Below are 17907 nucleotides of genomic sequence, written 5' to 3' on the forward strand. Positions count from 1 at the left end.
CGAGAATGAAGGTGAGCGTGCGGAGTCGGCGCCAGTAACGGCGTCCTTGTTATATGGAATAGCGTCGACTTTAGAGTGGGTCAGCGTGCCCGGTCTTGCCAATTTCCCGGGCATTTGTGTCAAAAAACACGGCAGACGAAGAGGTGGACTTGAAATTTAGACCTTAGTCTATGATAGAGGATGTCGTCATCACGGAACTGGTGGCAGCTCGGCGCCATTGCGAGGGAGACTGACCATGATGGCGTCGGAAGGCATGCGATAAGGCGCTTTGATTGGCGAATCCCGTGCGTGCCGCGATCTCTGTGAGTGGCACGCCGGCCGTGCGCAGCAACGTGCTTGCGCGATCGAGGCGGCGGCGCAGCAGGTATTGGTATGGCGTCAGTCCCGTATGACGTCGAAAGCGTTCACCGAAATGCGCTTCGCTCAGACAGGCCAGGCTTGCCAGGTCCTTGACCGTCACGCGTTCGGCGATATGGGTGTCGATGTAGCGATCGATGATGTCGAGATTCAGTGCACGCCCGCTCTCGAGTGTCGTCGCGGTGGACAGGCGCGCATGCAAGCAGCTCAAGAACGTCGTGGCGAGCAATTCGCCATCGGCGTGGCGTGGCTGCGACATCTCTTGCACCACGAAGTTGAGATAGTTGCGCAGGGGATCGTCGAGCGTGAAGTAGCGTGGTGCGTCGAAGAGGCTGGCCAGTTCGCGATGACTACCTGTCAACGAGGGGGAGTCATCGGGGAGGTCGAGGATCAACTGGCGATTGTCACCGATTCCCTCGTAATAATGCACATGATTGATCGGGACGATGCAGCCGGACAGGGGGGCGATGGAGCCGCCCAGGCCTTCGATTTCGAATTCCGCATGGCCAGCCAGGCCGATGACGATCTGGTGGAAGGCATGGTCGTGATGCTTGACGGTGTTGTCGAGCGGCGTCAGACGAATGCTTGTGCTCATGGCGACCCTCCTGAACTCCGCAGTGAGCTTACCATACGCGCCCACCATGCGTGAGATGCAATTCTCAGGCTTCTTGTTTAGGCTTCCCGCCATGCCTGGCGTGCTCGTAAGTGGTCGCGTAGCGCCTCGAGTTCATCGCGCCCGGTACGTGATAGCAGGCAGCCGCCCTGCACGACTTGCCAGGGCCTGCCATGCTCCTCCATGACATGCTGCGCGCGGCGGCGAATGTTCTCGAGATAATCATCGTGGCGAATCGGATAGTCGACCAGCGTATGCCATTCGGCCACGCTGACGCGTTTGTCGAGTGTCTTGTCGAACAACGTGAGCAGATGCTCGGGCTCGGTTCGATAGCGAGGCGTGCGGCTGAGCATCAGCATTGTCACCGTGCCGACCAGAATCGTCAGGCAGACGGTGAAGACCAGCAAATAAAGAAGCATGGTTGGGTGGCGCAAGAAGCGAATGTGCGAATCGAGTCTAGCATGCGAGCGCGCCGCAGCGCAGCGCCTCTTCTGGCGTGATGAAATCGCAAGGAAAGATGGAGCGGGCAACGAGGCTCGAACTCGCGACCCTCAGCTTGGGAAGCTGATGCTCTACCAACTGAGCTATGCCCGCTCGACGCAGGGATGTTAATCAAGCGCGTCGGGCCTTGGCAAGCCTGATCATGGCAGTGATCGATAAAAAGACGAGAAGCGAGGGAACTTTTGTGTGCAGAGCGGTCTGAGTTAATGCAAGAAACGTGATTCCAGGCAGTCGCTAGGAAATGCGTTTTGAGCTTACTGTTCTCGATTGACCGCCGTGCCCTTGCACGGCGGTTTTTTATGCGCAGTTGTCGACCTCAGCAGCGGTTGCGCATGGTCAACAGGGCGGCGAGCACCTCGCGGCGAGTCACCAGGCCGAGAACGTGGCCGTCATCGACCACGGGGTATACCTTGGGCCGTTCGCCACGCATGGACTCGGCCAAGTCGACGATGCTCTTGTCTGGCGTCACGGTCAGCACCGCTTCGCGCATCAATTCGCCCACCAATGCAGGTTGGCCGCAGTGATACGCGCTATCGAGCAACTGGCCGAGCACGTCCTGCTCCGAGATGAAGCCGATCAGGTGGTCGTGGGCATCGACGACGGGGGCACCGGGCAACCGGTGGCGTGCCAGACCATCCACGAGTGCCGAGATCGAGGTGCTGGCGGTGACGCGGTAACCATCACCAATCATGATATCGCCGACGACGGCTGGGGATGAACGCGACATGGCGGGCCTCCTGGGCGTCGACGGCCATGACGTTCGCCGACGTCATGACCTTGGCGTGGCACCACGCGTCACGTGGCATTGAAGCGTCAGTTCTTCGGCCGCACTGGCGCCGAGGATTAATGCCGGGCCTTCTAGTCGAGGATAGCTCATTTTCTCTGCAACAGCGCAACGTGTGGCCGTTGGGTAAACGAGAAGGGGCTTGAAAGTCGGACTCATGCCTTCATCTAGGAGGGATACGCTATAGTGTTGGCGTAAGTAAGCAGAGTGACGCCTCGAACAAGTAGCGCAAGCCATTGGACGAGACGTGATCGGGAAGGTTCGGCTCTTCGGGAGGCAACATGAATGCACGCGATTACTTGGCCAAGCAGGGAATCGGCCTCGATAAGGAAGAGGATAAACCGACGACCCTCGAAGAACAGGCTTGGTCTCGAGCCAGAAGCGCGGCAAGCCATCGTCCGCGAAGCGGCACGCCACATGACTGGGAGGACTGGGAGCGCCATCACGATACACTGGCCTCGGGTGCCGACAAGGTCCGCCAGAAGATCGACCCAGACGCCCATACGCATGCCTCGGGCGTCGAAACCTATGATCCGCGCGGCAAGCAATAGGGCACGCTATCGAGCTGCCGTGGCCTCGCGTATCATGCAGGCGGCGAATGCCGCCATTGGCAGCGTTCCACGCGACATTGAAAGACTCTGAAAGGACGCATTTACAAGGAGAGGATGCATGGACATTATCCGCATAATTCTGGCTATCTTGCTGCCGCCTCTGGGGGTTTTCCTGCAGGTCGGTTTCGGTCTGCATTTCTGGCTCAACATTCTGCTGACGCTGCTGGGGTATATTCCCGGCATCATTCACGCTGTTTGGGTCATCGCCACACGCTGACACTGTGAGGCGGCGGCGACCACTGTCATTCGCGTTACGAGCCCGCCTAGGCGGGCTCGTCTAGTATGGGAGCAGCATGAGGTGGCTGGTTAAAAGATATGGTAAAACTCCCACCATCGCTGACGTCGTTCTTGGGGACACCATGCTACGCAAGATTACCCTGACATTGTGCCTGGCCGTGATGAGCCCCGTGGCATTCGGGGTGAGCGTGGGAGCGCCGCAGGTCACCTCCTCTCTCAATCAACCTCTGCGCGCCGAACTGCCTTTGTCCGGAGTCGGTGATATCGACCCGCGCGGGCTCACGGTGCATCTGGCGGATGAGGACGCCTTCGAGGCGGCGGGCATCAACGAAACGGCACTCCAGATGCCACTGAATGTCACGCTGACGCGCGACAGCACGCCGCCGCGCATCATGATCAGCAGCCAAGCATCGGTGGAGCGTGCCTATCTTGAGGTATTGCTGGAGGTCGCGTGGCCCCAGGGGCGTATCCAGCAACCGGTGACATTGCTGTTCGATCCACCGGGCTACGCCTTGGCGAGTGCGCCCGCTGAACCGCAGGCCACGCCGGACACGTCGATGCAGCAAGCTGATGCGTCGTCATCTCCTCGCGCGACCTCGCGAGCTCAGCCTGAGGCGCCTCAGGGCGTTGTCGGGACGGCGCGCGAAGTGGCCGATACCGCGGACGCCACTACGTCGATGCCGCGCACGGAACAGGATGAGGCGCGGCGTGCGGCCGAGCTGGCAGCGGCACTGCAAGCCCTGCGAGTACGCCTGGCGTATGTCGAGCAGGAACGTAATGCGTTGGCCGAGCGGCTCGAAGCACTCTCGGCGCGACCGCCGGTGGAGGTGACAGGTGTCGCGGCCTTGTTGGCACAGACGGGGCCCGAGACGCCATCGGCATTGGCCGGCGAGCGGGCAGCGTCGCCCAGTCACGAGGCATCTCCGAGCGCGCCGACGACTGTGGCATCGCGCGACGGCGCCTCGTCATCCTGGTTGGTGCCATTGCAGGCAGGGTTGGGGGTCGCGCTTGCCATCTTGCTGGTGCTTTGGGGATGGCGGCGATGGCGCGCCGGCCGCGAAGCGACCTATCAGGATATGGCGGCGCGTTTGGGGACGGCGCAGCCCACCGCCAAGGCGCGCCCGATCCTCAGCGACGATGATGTGCCCGAGACGGCCACCATCGACGAGGCCGATATTTATATCGCTTACGGACGCTATACGCAGGCCCGGGACTGGCTGCAAGCGCGCCTCGCGACTCAGGAAAGCGCCGAGTTACGTCTCAAGCTGCTGTCGGTACTCGGCGAGCTGGGCGAGCTCGAAGCGATGGAGCAGGAAGCCGGATGCTTTGCGCCGTCGGTCGATGATGAAACGACTCGCGAGGCCGACGCCTTGGTGGCCCATTATCGGCACGTCGTCGCCGCGAACGCCACCGACGTGACGCGTGAGTCGACCGCGTCTTCTCCCGGGGTGGATTCGCTATTCGATGACGCTTCGATGACGGCCAACGCTCCCGAATCTGCGGCAACGCATGACGAGCCGGACGCGCAGGCCGATGCGGTGACTCCGGCCGCACGCCCCGATGAGGAGGCGGCGCCGCTCGAGTTCGATCCGCCCGAGGTGTCTGCCGTGCCCACACGGCTGGACTATCAACTACCCGAGGTGGAACCCACGACGGAGGCCGAGCCGTATGCTGCGTCAACGGCATCAGCACAGGAGGCCGCTCGCTGGGAAGTCGAGGAAGTGGCGTTCGCACCCTCGCATCTGGATAATGGTGGCGCCGCCGCAGCGCCAGCCGACGCATTGGAGACAGCGCGGAACCTGCTTGCCGCCGAAGGTGATACCTCACGGGCCAAGGCGTTGCTGCAAGTCGCTGTGCGCGCCGAGGACGATGACATTGCGCGCCAAGCCAGGGCGCTGATGCGTGAATACGTCGGTGCTTGAATGCTGAACACGGACGTTCGCACCCCATACCCAGGATTGAATGTGACGGATATCGATGGCCTTCTTCGAATTTCAGGATGATCGTCAGCCGCTGGAAGGGCGCATTGCACTCGGTGTCGAGTACGATGGCAGTGCGTACTGTGGTTGGCAGCGCCTGACGCAGGCGCCTTCGGTGCAGGCCGCGCTGGAAACGGCGCTTTCGAAGATTGCCAATGCACCAGTGCAAGTGCTGTGCAGCGGACGCACCGATACCGGCGTGCATGCCACACGCCAGGTGGTGCACTTCGATGCACCGGTGCGGCGCACGCAAAAAGCCTGGCTGTTCGGCGCCAATGCCCAATTGCCGCGCGATGTGGCGGTGCGTTGGGTGGTGCCGGTTGCCGACGACTTTCATGCGCGGCTCTCGGCCTTGGCGCGGCGCTATCGTTACGTGATTCTCAATCAGCCATCGCGACCGGTGCTGGAACGCGCCAATGCGACCTGGTGCCGTGAGCCGCTGGACGCAGCGCGCATGCATGCTGCCGCCCAGGCGTTGATTGGCGAGCACGATTTCTCGAGTTTCCGCGCTGCGGGCTGCCAGTCGAAAAGCACCCATCGCCACGTGCATTTCATCGAGGTGCGGCGCTACGGGCCAATGATCGTCATCGACATTCAAGCCAATGCGTTCTTGCATCACATGATTCGTAATATCGCCGGCGCGCTGGTGGCCGTTGGGCGCGGCGATCATCCGGCGAGTTATCCTGGCGCGCTTCTGGCATTGCGCGATCGGACGCAAGGCAATGTCACGGCGCCGGGCTGTGGCCTGCACTTCGTCGATGTGTATTACGATGAACGCTTCGAGCTGCCACAGGAGCCGCTCGGGCCGAATTTGCTGGCGTTTCTCGGCGAGTGGAGCGGCGAGCGTGCGCTGCCGGATAGTGAGTGGGCGCGTGCACGTCGCCAGCGCCGTGTCTATCCGCCGCGCCGGGAGGTGTCATCATGATGGCTCCGATGCAGCGCACGCGCGTCAAGATCTGCGGCCTTACCCGGGAAGAGGATATCCACGCCGCCGTGGCGGCGGGCGTCGATGCGCTGGGCTTCGTGATGTGGCCGGGGAGTGCGCGCGCCATCGACGAGGCGCGTTTGGCGCGCCTATCGGCGTGCGTGCCACCCTTCGTGACGCGGGTCGGGTTGTTCGTCGACCAGCCGGAAGACGACATTCGACGTTGCGCGCGGCATCTTGATTTGGTGCAGTTGCATGGCAACGAGTCTGCCGAGGCCTGTGAACGTCTCGACCTTCCCTGGATAAAGGCATTGCGCATGCGCGACGGCCTCGATCTGCAAGCCGAAGCGTCACGCTACGCTGCGGCGCGTGGCCTGTTGCTGGATGCCTATCGCCCCGGCGTGCCAGGGGGAACCGGGGAGACATTCGACTGGTCGCGAATCCCCGCAAACCTGGCAAAATCTGTTATTCTCGCGGGAGGCTTGACGGCAGCCAATGTCGCCGCAGCCATCCAGCGGGTGCGGCCCTACGCCGTCGACGTCTCCGGAGGCGTCGAGTCGGCCAAAGGCATCAAGGATCCCGCGAGCATACGGGCATTTCTGTCCCAAGTGTCCCATACCCAAGCCCCATAGAGGTGTCATTCGTGACTAAGTTCAGCGACCTGACCCGACTGCCGGACGCCCAAGGCCATTTCGGTCCTTACGGTGGACGGTTCGTCTCGGAGACTCTGAGCTTCGCTCTGGAAGAGCTGGAGAAGGCCTACATGAGCCTTCGTGACGACGCCGACTTCCAGGCCGAATTCGACCGTGACCTGGCCCATTATGTGGGCCGCCCGTCTCCGCTGTACCACGCTGAACGATGGTCCCAGAAGATCGGTGGCGCGCAGATCTGGCTCAAGCGCGAAGATCTCAACCATACCGGCGCCCACAAGATAAATAACACCATCGGCCAGGCGCTGCTCGCCAAGAAAAGCGGCAAGCCGCGTGTCATCGCCGAGACGGGAGCCGGGCAGCACGGCGTGGCCACCGCCACCGTGGCCGCGCGGCTAGGGCTCAAGTGCGAGATCTACATGGGGGCCGAAGATGTCGAGCGTCAGAAGCTCAATGTCTATCGCATGCGTCTGCTGGGGGCCGAGGTGCATCCGGTCGAGTCCGGGTCGCGGACCCTCAAGGATGCCATGAACGAGGCGCTGCGTGACTGGGTGACCAATGTCGATGATACGTTCTATATCATCGGTACCGTGGCCGGGCCGCATCCTTATCCCGCCATGGTGCGTGATTTCACTGCGGTGATCGGTCGCGAGGCACGCGAGCAGAGCCTGGCGCAGATCGGTCGGTTGCCGGACGCTTTGGTGGCCTGTGTCGGCGGTGGTTCCAATGCGATCGGCCTGTTCTATCCTTTCATCGAGGACGAGGACGTGGCCATGGTCGGCGTCGAGGCCGGTGGCGACGGTGTCGAAACCGGACGCCATGCCGCGCCGCTGACTGCCAATGCGCCCAGCGGCGTGTTGCATGGCAACCGGACCTACCTGATGTCCGACGCGAGCGGTCAGGTGTCGGATACGCATTCGATCTCCGCCGGCCTCGATTATCCTGGCGTCGGCCCCGAACATGCGCTGTGGAAGGACGTCGGACGTGTCAGCTACGTGGCCGCCAACGACGAGGCAGTGCTCGAGGCGTTTCGCGAGCTGACCCGTATCGAAGGGATCATGCCCGCTCTGGAATCGGCTCATGCGCTGGCCCATGCCAAAGTCATGGCGGCCGCGATGCGCCCCGATCAGCACATCGTCATCAACCTCTCGGGGCGTGGCGACAAGGACATTCACACGGTGGCCAAGCTCGACGGTCTGGAATTCTGAGCATGACTATGAATCGCATCGATCAACGTTTCGCGGCGCTCAAGGCCCAGTCGCGCCGTGCCTTGATTCCGTATATCACCGCTGGCGACCCCGCACCGCAGCATACCGTGGGGTTCATGCATGCCTGTGTTGACGCAGGCGCCGACGTGCTGGAACTGGGCGTGCCGTTTTCCGACCCCATGGCCGATGGGCCGGTCATCCAGAAGGCGTGCGAACGTGCGCTCAAGCAGGGTACCCGTATGGCCGACGTGCTCGACATGGTCGCGACGTTTCGTGACACCGACCAGACGACGCCGGTGGTGTTGATGGGGTACCTCAATCCCATTGAACGGATGGGCTATGACACCTTCGCGCAGCGTGCGCGCGAGGCGGGTGTCGATGGCGTGCTGATGGTCGATATGCCGCCGGAGGAAGGCGCTGAGATTGCACCGTTGTTCGCCGAGCACGGTCTGCGATCGATCTTCCTGCTGGCCCCTACCACCTCGCCCACGCGGGCCGCTACAATATGTGCGCACGGCGAAGGTTATTTGTACTATGTATCGCTCAAGGGGGTGACCGGCGCCGCCTCGCTGGATGTCGAAGCCGTCGAGCGGCAGTTGGCGCCAATTCGCGAGATGACCGATCTGCCCTTATGCGTCGGTTTCGGCATTCGTGACGGTGAGACGGCGGCGGCAGTCGGTCGAGTGGCTGATGGCGTCATCGTCGGCAGTGCATTGGTGTCACGTATCGCTGAAAACGCCGACCACCCCGAGGCCATACCGGCGGCGCTGAAAGCCGTCCTTGGCGACATGCGCGACGCGCTGGACCGCTAGGCGGGTCACGCAAGCTCTCTTTATTCGCTGCATCGGGCCACGGACGTGGCTCGATGCGTCTGACAAGCAACACGGAAGCGTCTCAGAACCATGAGCTGGCTAGACAAAATTGTGCCGTCGATGAGCCGTATCCAGCGAACCGATCGCCGGAAAAGCGTGCCGGATGGCCTGTGGCGTAAGTGCCCGAATTGCGAGGCGGTGCTCTATCTTCCCGAGTTGGAGCGCCATCAGAGCGTGTGCCCCAAGTGCGATCATCATCTGCGCCTGACGGCACGCAAACGACTCAACTGGTTCCTGGATACGGAGGGCCGCGAGGAGATCGCCGCCGACCTGCAACCCAGCGATCGGCTCAAGTTCCGCGACTCCAAGAAGTACAAGGATCGCTTGGCGGCGGCCCAGAAGGCCACCGACGAAAACGATGCCTTGATCGCCATGCGCGGCAAGCTCGATGGCTTGCCGGTGGTCGCGGTGGCGTTCGAATTCAGCTTCATGGGGGGCTCCATGGGGGCCGTGGTGGGCGAGAAGTTCGTGCGTGCCGCGACTCAGGCGCTGGAAGAGGGGGTGCCGCTGGTCTGCTTCGCGGCCTCCGGCGGCGCCCGCATGCAGGAAGCGCTGTTCTCGCTGATGCAGATGGCCAAGACGTCCGCCGCCCTGGAAAAACTCAAGCAGGCCGGTGTGCCTTATATCTCGGTACTGACCGACCCTGTGTTCGGCGGGGTGTCGGCGTCGCTGGCCATGCTGGGCGATCTCAATGTCGCCGAGCCCAACGCCTTGATCGGGTTCGCCGGGCCCCGCGTTATCGAGCAGACCGTGCGCGAACAACTGCCGGAAGGCTTTCAGCGCAGTGAGTTCCTGCTCGAACATGGCACCGTGGACATGATCGTGCATCGCCATGACATGCGCGAGCGCCTGGGAGGCGTGATGCGCAAGTTGACGCATCAGTCACGTTCCATCCAGGAAAACGAGGCCGAAGAAGCGCCGGCCCAGTCGACCGTCGACGAGTTTTCCCAGGCCGATCACTGAATGGTTGATACGACGCCTCTTGAAGATTGGCTGGTGCGTCTCGAGCGCCAGCATCCCGTCGCCATCGATCTTGGCCTCGAGCGCGTTACGGCGGTCGCCGTGCGCCTGGGGCTCAACGCCAAGTCGCTGGCGGGGCGCGTCATTACTGTGGCCGGTACCAATGGCAAGGGCTCGACCGTGGCCATGCTCGATGCCCTGGTACGCGAGCATGGTTGGCACAGCGCCGCTTATACATCACCACATCTACAACGTTATAACGAACGTCTGTGCTTCGATGGCCAAGAGGTCGACGATGCCGCTTTGGTCGAGGCTTTCGAGGCCGTCGAAGCGGCACGCCTTGCGGATGAAGAGATCAGCCTGACGTATTTCGAGGTCGGTACGTTGGCTGCCCTGTGGTTGATTAAGCGTCAGCAACCCGATATTGCGTTGCTCGAAGTGGGGCTGGGGGGACGCTTGGATGCGGTCAATGTCGTCGATCCGGACGTGGCCGTGGTGACGACCGTCGCTCAAGACCACGCGGCCTTTCTGGGGACCCACCTTGACACCATCGGCCAGGAAAAAGCCGGCATCATGCGTTCCAAGCGTCCGGCGGTGCTGGGGAGTGCCGTCTTGCCGGCGAGTGTACGCCAGCATGCCGATAGTTTGGAGGCGCCGGTCTTTGCGCTGGGTGAGCGGTTTGGCTGGCAGGACGCTGCTGATGGCTGGCAGTGGCAGGGCGAAACCGCTACCGGCGAGCCGCTTTACTTGCATGCACTCCCCGATCCCCACTTACCGCTGGACAACGCCGCGACGGCATTGCAGGCGCTGACGCTCGTCGGCGTCGCCCTGGAAGAGACGGCTTGTCGGCGTGCTTTCGAGCGCGCGATATTGGCCGGGCGACTGCAATGGCAGGGCGCTTGGTGCCTGGACGTTGGCCACAACCCCCATGCGGCGGCCTATATGGCCACCTATTTGTCACGGCGGCCGCTGCGCGGGCGGCGTTTTTGTCTGCTGGGCATGCTGGCCGACAAGGATGCCAAAGGCGTGATCGAAGCGCTGGCGTCGCAGATCGACGCCTGGGTGCCGGTGTCGTTGAGCGGTGATCGCGCACGCGATGCCGAGCAGTTGGCCGCGTTGCTGAGCGCGCGCGACGCGCAGGTGATGCAGTGTGCAGCGTCGCCGGATGTCGGGGTGCGCTGGCTGCATGCCAATATGGACAGTGGCGACGAGGTACTGGTCTGCGGCTCATTCTGGACCGTCGCTGAGGCGTCGACCACTCTGGGTAAACTCGGGGTGATGGCGAGTCCAAGGAGTATGTCATGAAATATGGAATACGTGAGCGTATTAGTGGTGCGGTCATCCTCGCCGCGCTGGCGGTGATTTTCCTTCCCATGCTCTTCGATGAGCCGGCCCCGCGTGGGGAGCGCCCCGAGCCGGTCCTGACCATCGAGCAGCCGATCCCCGTGGATCAGCGTGACGTCGACGCCCCCGAGCCACCCGCCAACCTCGCCAGCGACGGCCAGGTCGTCGAGCCGGCGACCGAGCACCAGCTCGGTCAGTCCGACGCCGCGCCTACTTCGCAGCCGACGCCGTCCGCCAGGGACGAATCATCCGACCAGGCGGCTCCCACGCGCGACGATCCCATTGCCGCCATTGCCGCGCAGTCTTCTGCATCGCCACCGCAAGGAGAAGCCGAGAGTGAGGCATCTGCGACACCTGCTGGCAATGAACCTCGAGACGGCTGGGTGGTTCAGGTGGGGAGTTTCGGAAAACCGGGCAATGCCACTCGACTCGTCGAAGAGCTCAAGTCGCAAGGGTTCGAGGCCTATAAGCGCCCCCGGGATAATGACCTGACGACGGTTTACGTCGGTCCGTTCGCGTCATCCGAGGCGGGCGAGCGCGTGCGCACCAAGCTCAAGGAAGAGATCAATATCCAGGGGCTCTTGATTCGCACCCAGGAGGAGTGATGACGCTGACCTGGCTCGACTGGGCGTTTCTGGCGGTATTGACCGTTTCCATTCTGGCCGGCTTCATGCGCGGACTGGTGCGTGAGGCGCTGGGGCTGGCGGCCTGGGTAGCGGCGTTAATGGGGGCGAGCATGTTCGCTCCGACGCTCGCCGAAATGCTGGTCCCCTATATCGATCATCCCGACATACGCCTGGTATTAGGGTTCGTGCTGGTCATTGTCGTGATCGTCATGCTTTGCGGGTTCTTGATTCGCATGATCAATGCCGCCATCGAATGGGTCGGCATGGGCTTTTTCAACCGCGTGGCAGGGGCGGCGTTCGGTGCCGCACGTGGTGCGCTGATTCTGGTGCTGGCCACGGTCATCCTGACCCTGACACCGCTATCGGGGTTGGCCGCCTGGCAGAACGCGCAACTGCGCCCGGCGTTCGAGCAGTTGCGGGACTGGTCGGTGCAACGGCTGGAGACGTGGGAGATCGACACCACCGGGGCCGAGCGCGCGTTGCGCGATACGGGCCGCGACGCGGCCAAAGGCGTGCTCGAGTCGCGCTTCCCCGAGAGCGAGGGCGGCACATCGCCGGATACGAAGGCGCCGTGAGACGGCGTGCATGAAGCACAGATTTTTGACGCGAGCGACGCGGTTCGGTGGTCGCTCGCCACTCCCAAGGCAAGCGAGGTAAAGGCGCAATGTGCGGTATCGTGGGCCTCATGGCCAATCAGGCGGTCAATCAGTCGCTGTATGACGCGCTGACAGTGCTCCAACACCGTGGCCAGGACGCCGCCGGAATGATGACATGGCATGAGGGACGCTTTCTGCTGCGCAAGAGCAACGGCCTGGTGCGCGATGTGTTCCATACACGTCACATGACGCGCCTGCGCGGCAAGATGGGCATCGGGCATATTCGTTATCCCACGGCGGGCTCGTCGAGCGAGGCGGAGTCGCAGCCGTTCTACGTCAATTCACCCTACGGGATCTCGCTGGCGCACAACGGTAACCTGACCAATTCCGAACAGCTCAAGCGTGAGCTGTTTTTCTCCGACCTGCGCCACATCAATACCAGCTCCGATTCCGAGGTTCTGCTCAATGTGTTCGCGCACGAGCTCGGCAAGCAGGGGCATCACCTGACGCCTGACGATATTTTCGATGCAGTGCGCCGGGTTCATCGTCGCTGCCAGGGCGGTTATGCAGCCGTGGCATTCATCAATGGCTTCGGCATGGTGGCGTTTCGCGACCCTCATGGCATTCGTCCGGTGGTCTACGGCACCCGTGACAGCGAAGAAGGCCAAGAGGTGATGATCGCTTCCGAGTCGGTGGCGCTGGACGTCGGCGGCTTCGAGCTGTGCCGCGACCTGGCCCCGGGCGAGGCCATCTTCATCGAGACCGAGGGCAATCGGGTGCATACCCAGCAGTGTGCGGATCGTCCCCAGTTGAGGCCGTGCATCTTCGAGCATGTCTATCTGGCACGCCCCGACTCGATCCTCGATGGCGCCTATGTCTACGGCACACGCATGGAGATGGGGCGCAAGCTGGGCGATCGCATTCAACGCGACTGGCCGGAGCATGACATCGACGTGGTGATCCCGATCCCCGATACCTCGCGGACCTCGGCGCTGGAGCTGGCTCAGCATCTGGGGGTGACGTACCGCGAAGGCTTCATGAAGAATCGCTATATCGGGCGGACCTTCATCATGCCCGGGCAGACGCAGCGCAAGAAATCGGTCCGTCAGAAACTCAATGCCATCGACATCGAGTTCGCCGGCAAGAACGTGCTGTTGGTCGACGATTCCATCGTGCGCGGCACCACCTGTAAACAGATCATTCAGATGGCACGTGAGGCAGGCGCGCGCAAGGTCTATTTCGCCTCTGCCGCGCCGCCGGTGCGCTATCCCAACGTCTATGGCATCGATATGCCCGTGGCGTCGGAATTGATCGCCCATGGGCGCAGTGAAGAGGAGGTCGGGGAACTGATCGGTGCCGACCGCATCGTCTATCAGCAACTCGAGGACCTCAAGGCGGCATGTCGCGACGTCAATCCGTCGCTCGAAGAATTCGACTGCTCGGTCTTCGATGGCGAGTACGTGACCGGCGATATCGATGCCGCCTATCTGGCCGACCTCGAGGCCGCGCGTAGCGATATGGCCAAGCGCCAGGAGAACTCAGTGCACGCTGTGGTCGACCTGCACAACGATGTCGAAGAAGAAGACTGAGGAGGTGAGGTATGCATGACGATCATGACAACGCCTTCGCGCTCGACACGCTAGCGATCCGTGCCGGCCACGATCGCACGCACGAGCAGGAGCATGGCGAGCCGATCTTCCCCACGTCGAGCTTCGTCTATGGCAGTGCCGCCGAAGCGGCACGCAAGTTTTCCGGCGAAGAACCGGGTAACATCTATTCGCGTTTCACCAATCCCACCGTGCGCACCTTCGAGCAACGCCTGGCGGCGCTCGAGGGAGGCGAGCAGTGCGTGGCCACCAGCTCCGGCATGGCGGCGATTCTCGCCACGGCGCTGGCGTTCCTGCAGGCCGGCGACGAAATCGTCGCCTCGCGTTCGTTATTCGGTTCCACGGTCAGCCTGTTCGACAAGTATCTCGGCAAGCTGGGTATCGTGACGCACTACGTGGAATTGGGCGATCTGGATGCCTGGCAGGCCGCGATCACGTCGAAGACGCGCTTGTTGTTTGCCGAGACGCCTTCCAACCCCTTGTCCGAGGTGGTGGACATCGCCGCGTTGGCCGAGATCGCGCATCGGCATGACGCCTGGCTGGCTATCGACAATTGCTTTTTGACGCCGGTGCTGCAACGCCCGCTGGATCTGGGGGCCGATCTGGTGATCCATTCGGCGACCAAGTACTTGGACGGTCAGGGGCGTGCCATCGGCGGTGCTGTAGTAGGGCCTGAGGAGATGCTCAAGGAGTTGGTGGGCGTCGTGCGTACCTGTGGTCCTTGCATGAGTCCCTTCAATGCGTGGATCTTCCTCAAGGGGCTGGAGACGCTGGGACTGCGCATGAAGGCGCATTGCGAGAACACTCTGGCGTTGGCGCAATGGCTGGAGGCGCAGCCGGAAATTGCCCGTGTGCATTACAGCGGCCTGGAAAGCCATCCGCAGCATGCATTGGCGAAGCAACAGCAACGGGGCTTCGGCGCCGTGCTGGGCGTGGAGGTGAAGGGCGGTCGCGACGGCGCCTGGGCGCTTATCGACCATTCGCAGCTGATGTCGATCACCGGTAATCTGGGGGATGTGAAGACCACCGTCACGCATCCGGCGACGACGACGCATGCACGCTTGAGCGACGCGCAAAAGACGGCCGCGGGGATCAGCGAGGGCTTGGTACGTATCGCCGTGGGGCTGGAAGCGCTGGACGACCTCAAGCGCGATATCCGGCGTGGACTCGACACGTTCGGCTAAGGTGAAGCACTGCGTGCCGATGCGCCCGGCTGTCGTTCGCATGACGCCTCGCCCTGCTGGGGGCGAGGCGTTTTTCATGACGAGCGGGGTGCCAGGCTATCGACGATATGTCGGTAGCTATTGAACCGAGAGGCAAGAATGGCGCCGCGTTCCACGGCCTCACGCAAGGCACATCCGGGTTCCTGGCGGTGGCGACAATCGCGGAACCGGCAGCGGCCCAGGTAGGGCTGAAATTCGATGAAGCCGCGTTCCACATCGCGCTCGTCGAGATGGCCGAGGCCGAATTCGCGGATGCCCGGTGAGTCGATCAGTTCACCGCCTGCCGGTAGATGATAGAGCGTGGCGGTGGTGGTGGTATGCGTGCCCTTGCGCGAGTCCGCCGACAGCGCCCCGACCCGCAATTGCATGTCGGGCAGCAGACGGTCGATCAATGACGACTTGCCGACGCCGCTCTGGCCCACGAACACGGAGGTATGCTCGGTAAGACAGGCATGCAGGGCCTCTAGACCGTTCGCGCTCTGCGTAGAAGCGCTGACCACGCGATATCCCAGCTCGCGGTAGCGTGCCAGCAGAGTACGCAGCTCACCGCCCTCGTCGGGCAGCAGATCGGTCTTGTTGAGTACCAGCACCGGGGGAATACCGGTGGCTACGGCGGCGACGAGGTAGCGGTCGATGAGGTTGGGGTGGGGGGCTGGCTCCACGGCGAAGACGATCAGAATCTGCGCGATGTTGGCGGCCACGGGCTTGAGCTGGCCGCGTGCGTCGGGACGTTCCAGCACGCTACGGCGCGGCTGACGCGCCACGACCACGCCACTGCCGTCGCTCGCCGTGCGCCATACCACCTCGTCGCCGGTGACCAGCCCTTCGAGGTTGGCGCGCAGATGACAGCGGTGGCGCTGCAGGACGCCATGTTCGTCTTCGGCCTCCACTTCCAGCGTGCGTCCGAAATGTGCGGTCACACGGCCCGGGCGTTCGGGACCGTAATCGCCGGCGTCGAGTGCCGTGTCGTCGCGCTGGGTGCGGCGTTCGGCACGCTCGGCGCGCTGGGCTTGAATCTTTTCGACCCGCCAGCGTTGCTGGCGGCTGAGTTTACGTTTGCTCATGCGCTCTCAGGGCAGGGTACAATGGCGACCATTGTAGCGTTCATTGCGCCACCTTGTCCTTAGGTGGCGCCCCGACGGAGACCCCCATGGCAAGCGACACACCGCAAGCCCCGCGTAGTGACCTGTTGATCTGGATCGACCTGGAAATGACCGGGCTCGACCCCGCCCGCGAACGCATCATCGAGGTGGCGACCTTGATCACCGATAACGATCTGAACCTGATCGCCGAAGGGCCGGTGCTGGCGGTGCATCAGCCGGATGCCCTGCTCGAGGCGATGGATGAGTGGAATACCCGCACCCATGGCGACTCGGGGCTGACGCAACGGGTTCGCGAGAGCCGCATCGATACCGCCGAGGCCGAGCGCCAGACGCTGGCGTTTCTCAAGACGTATGTGACGCCCAACAGCTCGCCGATGTGCGGCAATAGCGTGCATCAGGATCGCCGTTTCATGTGGCGGGAAATGCCCGAACTGGCCGAGTTTTTCCACTACCGCAATCTCGATATCTCGACGCTCAAGGAACTGGCCAAGCGCTGGAATCCGCAAGCCCTGGCAGGCTTCGAGAAGCGCAATACGCACCAAGCGCTGGACGACATTCGCGAGTCGCTGGCCGAGCTGGCGCATTATCGCAAGACATTTCTGCGCGTCTAGGCGTCGACGTGGCTGACGATTAACTGCTCGCGCTTGTGGCGTTGCTGCTCGAGCCCCCAGCGCACGTGTTCGCGGACCAGGTCGGACGGGTAGGCCAGACGTGCGCGCAAGGCGCCTTCGACGCGTTCGCTCCAAGGCGCGTTGCCCAGGCCGATGGCCAGGTTGCGCAACCAGCGCTCATACCCGATGCGCCGAATGGCGCTGCCTTCGGTGCGCATCAAGAACTCTTCTTCGCTCCAGGCGAAGAGACGGATGAGCGAGGCGCGGTCGAGGTCGTGGCGCGGCGCGAAGTCTTCTTCCTGCGACGCACGCGTGAAGCGCGTGAAGGGGCATACCAGTTGGCAATCGTCGCAGCCGTATACCCGGTTACCCATCGCCTTGCGATATTCTTCGGGGATCGAGCCGGCGAGTTCGATGGTCAGATACGAGATGCAGCGCCGCGAGTCGATGACCTTGTCGTCGACGATGGCGCCTGTCGGACACGCCGTCTGACAGCGCGAGCACTTGCCGCAGTGTTCGCTCTCGAAGGGCGCATCCACCGGGAGCGGCAGGTCGGTGTAAAGCTCACCCAGAAAGAACAGCGAACCGGCCTGGGGGTTGAGCAGCATGGCATTCTTGCCGAACCAGCCGAGGCCGGCTTTCTGCGCCAGGGCACGTTCCATGACCGGGGCCGAGTCGACGAAGGCGCGGTAGCCGTAGGCACCGACTTCGTCCTCGATGCGCTTGGCCAGGGTGGCGAGGCGCTTGCGGATCAGCTTGTGGTAGTCGCGCCCCAGTGCATAGCGGGAAACATAGGCGCGCTCGGGTTGTCCGAGTACCTTGGTGGTCTCCACCTCGGGGGGAAGGTAGTCCATGCGCACACTGATGACGCGCAAGGTCCCGGGGATGAGTTCCTCGGGACGCGTGCGCTTGTGACCGTGCTTGGCCATGAAGTGCATTTCGCCGTGGTAACCGGCCGCCAGCCAGCGTTCGAGATAGCGTTCATGAGCGGCGAGATCGGTATCGGTGATGCCCACCTGCTGGAAGCCGAGTTCGCGCCCCCAGGTATGGATGCGGTCGGCCAGCGCGGCATGATCGATGGGCGAAGATGAGGACATGAC

The 17907-nt window shown here is 62.8% G+C and carries 19 protein-coding genes and 1 tRNA gene; 14 read left to right on the plus strand and 6 right to left on the minus strand.

The features are described from left to right. Nucleotides 1–163: 163 nt before the first annotated feature. From C8E00_RS00725 to C8E00_RS00740, 4 genes are all read right to left on the minus strand, one after another. Entirely contained in the window at nt 164–952 is a 789-nt protein-coding gene (locus C8E00_RS00725; RefSeq protein WP_133693404.1) for an AraC family transcriptional regulator, read from the minus strand. Nucleotides 953–1029: 77 nt separating this feature from the next. Then, nucleotides 1030–1389 carry a hypothetical protein gene (locus C8E00_RS00730; protein WP_133693405.1) on the minus strand — a complete coding sequence of 120 codons (360 nt, stop codon included), beginning with the start codon at nt 1387–1389 and terminating at the stop codon, nt 1030–1032. 99 nt (nt 1390–1488) lie between these two features. Further along, nucleotides 1489–1564 (minus strand) — tRNA-Gly (locus C8E00_RS00735). 223 nt (nt 1565–1787) lie between these two features. Beyond that, nucleotides 1788–2198 (minus strand): CBS domain-containing protein, encoded by a 411-nt coding sequence (locus C8E00_RS00740; protein ID WP_133693407.1) that lies wholly within the window; start codon nt 2196–2198, stop codon nt 1788–1790. 338 nt (nt 2199–2536) lie between these two features. Here C8E00_RS00740 and C8E00_RS00745 point away from each other — a divergent pair, with 338 nt between their 5' ends. From C8E00_RS00745 to C8E00_RS00805, 13 genes are all read left to right on the plus strand, one after another. Further along, nucleotides 2537–2806, plus strand: coding sequence for a hypothetical protein (locus C8E00_RS00745; RefSeq protein ID WP_133693409.1), 270 nt, complete (start codon nt 2537–2539; stop codon nt 2804–2806). Nucleotides 2807–2924: 118 nt separating this feature from the next. Continuing rightward, complete coding sequence (locus C8E00_RS00750; RefSeq protein WP_011506558.1) at nt 2925–3083, plus strand: YqaE/Pmp3 family membrane protein; 159 nt, start codon at nt 2925–2927, stop codon at nt 3081–3083. Between the two features lie 142 nt (nt 3084–3225). After that, the gene (locus tag C8E00_RS00755; protein WP_133693411.1) at nt 3226–5025 is read left to right on the plus strand and encodes a type IV pilus assembly protein FimV; all 1800 of its coding nucleotides are present in this window, start codon (nt 3226–3228) and stop codon (nt 5023–5025) included. A 55-nt stretch (nt 5026–5080) separates the two neighbouring features. After that, nucleotides 5081–6007, plus strand: coding sequence for a tRNA pseudouridine(38-40) synthase TruA (truA, locus tag C8E00_RS00760; RefSeq protein ID WP_133693413.1), 927 nt, complete (start codon nt 5081–5083; stop codon nt 6005–6007). Further along, complete coding sequence (locus C8E00_RS00765; protein ID WP_133693415.1) at nt 6004–6639, plus strand: phosphoribosylanthranilate isomerase; 636 nt, start codon at nt 6004–6006, stop codon at nt 6637–6639. Before truA ends, C8E00_RS00765 begins: the two co-directional genes overlap by 4 nt. Nucleotides 6640–6650: 11 nt before the next feature. Then, nucleotides 6651–7865 carry a tryptophan synthase subunit beta gene (gene trpB, locus C8E00_RS00770; protein WP_208291852.1) on the plus strand — a complete coding sequence of 405 codons (1215 nt, stop codon included), beginning with the start codon at nt 6651–6653 and terminating at the stop codon, nt 7863–7865. 8 nt (nt 7866–7873) lie between these two features. Next, complete coding sequence (gene trpA / locus C8E00_RS00775) at nt 7874–8677, plus strand: tryptophan synthase subunit alpha (RefSeq protein WP_133694469.1); 804 nt, start codon at nt 7874–7876, stop codon at nt 8675–8677. A 90-nt stretch (nt 8678–8767) separates the two neighbouring features. Further along, entirely contained in the window at nt 8768–9700 is a 933-nt protein-coding gene (accD, locus tag C8E00_RS00780) for an acetyl-CoA carboxylase, carboxyltransferase subunit beta (protein ID WP_133693419.1), read from the plus strand. Continuing rightward, nucleotides 9701–11002 carry a bifunctional tetrahydrofolate synthase/dihydrofolate synthase gene (gene folC, locus C8E00_RS00785; RefSeq protein WP_133693421.1) on the plus strand — a complete coding sequence of 434 codons (1302 nt, stop codon included), beginning with the start codon at nt 9701–9703 and terminating at the stop codon, nt 11000–11002. Then, nucleotides 10999–11646, plus strand: coding sequence for an SPOR domain-containing protein (locus C8E00_RS00790; protein ID WP_133693423.1), 648 nt, complete (start codon nt 10999–11001; stop codon nt 11644–11646). The genes folC and C8E00_RS00790 overlap by 4 nt, the downstream gene beginning before the upstream one ends. Continuing rightward, a complete protein-coding gene (locus C8E00_RS00795; RefSeq protein ID WP_133693425.1) occupies nt 11646–12242 on the plus strand; it encodes a CvpA family protein in 597 nt (198 codons plus the stop codon). Before C8E00_RS00790 ends, C8E00_RS00795 begins: the two co-directional genes overlap by 1 nt. Nucleotides 12243–12331: 89 nt before the next feature. After that, nucleotides 12332–13852, plus strand: coding sequence for an amidophosphoribosyltransferase (purF, locus tag C8E00_RS00800; RefSeq protein ID WP_133693427.1), 1521 nt, complete (start codon nt 12332–12334; stop codon nt 13850–13852). Nucleotides 13853–13863: 11 nt separating this feature from the next. Next, nucleotides 13864–15054: an O-succinylhomoserine sulfhydrylase gene (locus C8E00_RS00805; RefSeq protein WP_133693429.1), complete on the plus strand. Its 1191-nt coding sequence runs from the start codon at nt 13864–13866 to the stop codon at nt 15052–15054. 74 nt (nt 15055–15128) lie between these two features. On the opposite strand, the gene rsgA is transcribed toward C8E00_RS00805, so the two are convergent. Next, nucleotides 15129–16157, minus strand: coding sequence for a small ribosomal subunit biogenesis GTPase RsgA (rsgA, locus tag C8E00_RS00810; protein ID WP_133693431.1), 1029 nt, complete (start codon nt 16155–16157; stop codon nt 15129–15131). A gap of 86 nt (nt 16158–16243) precedes the next feature. Between rsgA and orn the strand changes: the two genes are divergently transcribed. After that, entirely contained in the window at nt 16244–16807 is a 564-nt protein-coding gene (gene orn / locus C8E00_RS00815; protein ID WP_133693433.1) for an oligoribonuclease, read from the plus strand. On the opposite strand, the gene queG is transcribed toward orn, so the two are convergent. Further along, nucleotides 16804–17904, minus strand: coding sequence for a tRNA epoxyqueuosine(34) reductase QueG (gene queG, locus C8E00_RS00820; RefSeq protein ID WP_133693435.1), 1101 nt, complete (start codon nt 17902–17904; stop codon nt 16804–16806). The two genes, orn and queG, sit on opposite strands and share 4 nt — an antisense overlap. Between the last annotated feature and the right edge of the window lie 3 nt (nt 17905–17907).

Origin of the sequence: Chromohalobacter marismortui (assembly GCF_004364315.1) — a bacterium.
In the GTDB taxonomy this organism is placed as follows: Bacteria; Pseudomonadota; Gammaproteobacteria; order Pseudomonadales; family Halomonadaceae; genus Chromohalobacter; species Chromohalobacter marismortui.

What these genes read in the sequence shown, in the direction of transcription:
- C8E00_RS00725 (WP_133693404.1), bottom strand. Translation starts at nt 952, where the DNA reads ATGAGCACAAGCATTCGTCTGACGCCGCTCGACAACACCGTCAAGCAT.
- C8E00_RS00730 (WP_133693405.1), bottom strand. Translation starts at nt 1,389, where the DNA reads ATGCTTCTTTATTTGCTGGTCTTCACCGTCTGCCTGACGATTCTGGTC.
- C8E00_RS00740 (WP_133693407.1), bottom strand. Translation starts at nt 2,198, where the DNA reads ATGTCGCGTTCATCCCCAGCCGTCGTCGGCGATATCATGATTGGTGAT.
- C8E00_RS00745 (WP_133693409.1), top strand. Translation starts at nt 2,537, where the DNA reads ATGAATGCACGCGATTACTTGGCCAAGCAGGGAATCGGCCTCGATAAG.
- C8E00_RS00750 (WP_011506558.1), top strand. Translation starts at nt 2,925, where the DNA reads ATGGACATTATCCGCATAATTCTGGCTATCTTGCTGCCGCCTCTGGGG.
- C8E00_RS00755 (WP_133693411.1), top strand. Translation starts at nt 3,226, where the DNA reads ATGCTACGCAAGATTACCCTGACATTGTGCCTGGCCGTGATGAGCCCC.
- truA (WP_133693413.1), top strand. Translation starts at nt 5,081, where the DNA reads ATGGCCTTCTTCGAATTTCAGGATGATCGTCAGCCGCTGGAAGGGCGC.
- C8E00_RS00765 (WP_133693415.1), top strand. Translation starts at nt 6,004, where the DNA reads ATGATGGCTCCGATGCAGCGCACGCGCGTCAAGATCTGCGGCCTTACC.
- trpA (WP_133694469.1), top strand. Translation starts at nt 7,874, where the DNA reads ATGAATCGCATCGATCAACGTTTCGCGGCGCTCAAGGCCCAGTCGCGC.
- accD (WP_133693419.1), top strand. Translation starts at nt 8,768, where the DNA reads ATGAGCTGGCTAGACAAAATTGTGCCGTCGATGAGCCGTATCCAGCGA.
- folC (WP_133693421.1), top strand. Translation starts at nt 9,701, where the DNA reads ATGGTTGATACGACGCCTCTTGAAGATTGGCTGGTGCGTCTCGAGCGC.
- C8E00_RS00790 (WP_133693423.1), top strand. Translation starts at nt 10,999, where the DNA reads ATGAAATATGGAATACGTGAGCGTATTAGTGGTGCGGTCATCCTCGCC.
- C8E00_RS00795 (WP_133693425.1), top strand. Translation starts at nt 11,646, where the DNA reads ATGACGCTGACCTGGCTCGACTGGGCGTTTCTGGCGGTATTGACCGTT.
- purF (WP_133693427.1), top strand. Translation starts at nt 12,332, where the DNA reads ATGTGCGGTATCGTGGGCCTCATGGCCAATCAGGCGGTCAATCAGTCG.
- C8E00_RS00805 (WP_133693429.1), top strand. Translation starts at nt 13,864, where the DNA reads ATGCATGACGATCATGACAACGCCTTCGCGCTCGACACGCTAGCGATC.
- rsgA (WP_133693431.1), bottom strand. Translation starts at nt 16,157, where the DNA reads ATGAGCAAACGTAAACTCAGCCGCCAGCAACGCTGGCGGGTCGAAAAG.
- orn (WP_133693433.1), top strand. Translation starts at nt 16,244, where the DNA reads ATGGCAAGCGACACACCGCAAGCCCCGCGTAGTGACCTGTTGATCTGG.
- queG (WP_133693435.1), bottom strand. Translation starts at nt 17,904, where the DNA reads ATGTCCTCATCTTCGCCCATCGATCATGCCGCGCTGGCCGACCGCATC.